General features: G+C 37.5%; 2 protein-coding genes. One reads left to right on the forward strand and one right to left on the reverse strand.

Annotation, left to right across the window (positions count from 1 at the left end):
- Positions 1-824 (forward strand): ABC transporter ATP-binding protein (locus AACZ30_RS13880; RefSeq protein WP_339650116.1); only part of this gene is annotated, 824 nt, incomplete at its 5' end.
- A 384-nt stretch (positions 825-1208) separates the two neighbouring features.
- Here the strand turns inward: AACZ30_RS13880 and AACZ30_RS13885 are convergent.
- Positions 1209-1661: a transcription elongation factor gene (locus AACZ30_RS13885; RefSeq protein WP_075325458.1), complete on the reverse strand. Its 453-nt coding sequence runs from the start codon at positions 1659-1661 to the stop codon at positions 1209-1211.
- Positions 1662-1739: the final 78 nt, after the last annotated feature.

Raw genomic sequence — 1739 nt, forward strand, 5'->3', positions numbered from 1 at the left:
GCCTGCTGCATACCGATGGCAAGATTTTTTGGGGAGAAAAAGAACTTTTAGGCCCCAATTTTAACCTTGTGCCAGGCGAGCCGTTTATAAAATATCTCGCGCAAGATTTCGATTTAATGCTTCCTTTAAGTGTTGCTGATAATATTGGGAAATATCTTAGTAACCAATATCCTCAAAAAAAGAAAAAACGTATTAAAGAGTTACTGGAAGTTGTTGAAATGACCGAGCTAGCCAATAAAAAAGCGAAACTCTTAAGCGGTGGGCAACAACAGCGCGTAGCTCTGGCAAGAGCACTGGCCAATGAACCCGAATTGCTTTTACTGGACGAACCTTTTAGCCATATAGATCATTTTAGAAAAAATAATTTACGCCGCAGACTTTTTGATTATTTAAAGGAAAACAATATCGCCTGCATTGTTGCCACCCACGATAGTACCGATGCACTTTCTTTTGCCGATAAAACCATTGTTTTAAAAAACGCAAAAATTTACGCTGAAAATTCTCCGGCAGAATTATATCAAAATCCGCCTAATAAATATGTGGCTTCCCTTTTTGGTGATGTAAATGAGATAATGCTAAAGGAGCTGACTGAAGATGAAAGCAGCCGAAAAAAAGTAATTCTTTACCCCGAAGAAATTAAACTTACCCAAAAAGCAGGAATTAAAGCCGAAGTAAAAAAATCCTGGTTTAAAGGCGACACCTGTTTAATTGAAGCCGATTTAAACGGGAAAATCATTTATTTTAATCATTCGAAAGCTTTAAAAGAAGGGAAAAAGATAAGTCTCAAAGTTTCCGAAAAATTAATTAAATCAAGGTTGAAGTAGTTTAAGCTTTGCCACAAATACACGAATTGTTTTAGTCTCTTTTCCGAAGTTTTTTTCTTCAATCTTAGCGTCAAACGAGCCACTCAGGAGCGCGGTAATCTTTGGAATGACTGTTTCAGTTGTGCAGATTGCTTCAGTCGTACCTTCTTCCTTGGCACAGTATTTATAGATATTTGCTCGGGAAAAAATATTAAAGCTCCTCCCATTTTTTCAAGGGGAGGTGGCCGTAGGCCGAAGGGGTTTGATATCAAAAAGTTTTTCAGTTGTTATTTTATCGGTTGTCCAACCACCCCGTTCTTCAGCTGCGCTGAATTCATTCCATCCTTTGAAAGTAGGGGAGCTATTTTATAGAATATTCGTGAATTCGTGCCTAATCATTTTAATTTAAAAGACTTCCAAAATTTCAGCTGATTTTCCATTAAATGTAATTTCTTCACCGGCTTTTTTATGAAGCAATAATTGCGCGATTGGGGAATTGGCGCCAATGGCAAAATACTCTTCGCCATCTACAATAATACGATCTGCCGGGATCGCGATAAAATAATTAGCCATATTGGTCTTTACCGCAGTTCCTAATTGAGCGGAACCATTGTTAGTTCGGCTTTTAGCAACATTAAGCGTATTTCTTAGATTTTTAAATTGCTGTAGCTGTTCGGCTAGTTTATTTATTTCCAGGTTTATCATTTCCCGGCCGGTTTCATATTTATCGCCCGCACTGCTTTTGGTTTCGTTTTCCAGATCACTTTCAAGTCCGGCCATAGCAGCTTCAATACGCTTTATACGTTCGTCCACATAAGCTTCACAGGCTATATAAAGTTTTTCTTTTATTGCATTCATAGATTATTCTCTTTTTGAAATATGAGAAGTTTGTAGAATCGTCATCCTGAATTTATTTCAGGAGCTTACTCCGATATT

Origin of the sequence: uncultured Salegentibacter sp. (assembly GCF_963972535.1) — a bacterium.
Taxonomy (GTDB): domain Bacteria; phylum Bacteroidota; class Bacteroidia; order Flavobacteriales; family Flavobacteriaceae; genus Salegentibacter.

What these genes read in the sequence shown, in the direction of transcription:
- AACZ30_RS13885 (WP_075325458.1), bottom strand. Translation starts at nt 1,661, where the DNA reads ATGAATGCAATAAAAGAAAAACTTTATATAGCCTGTGAAGCTTATGTG.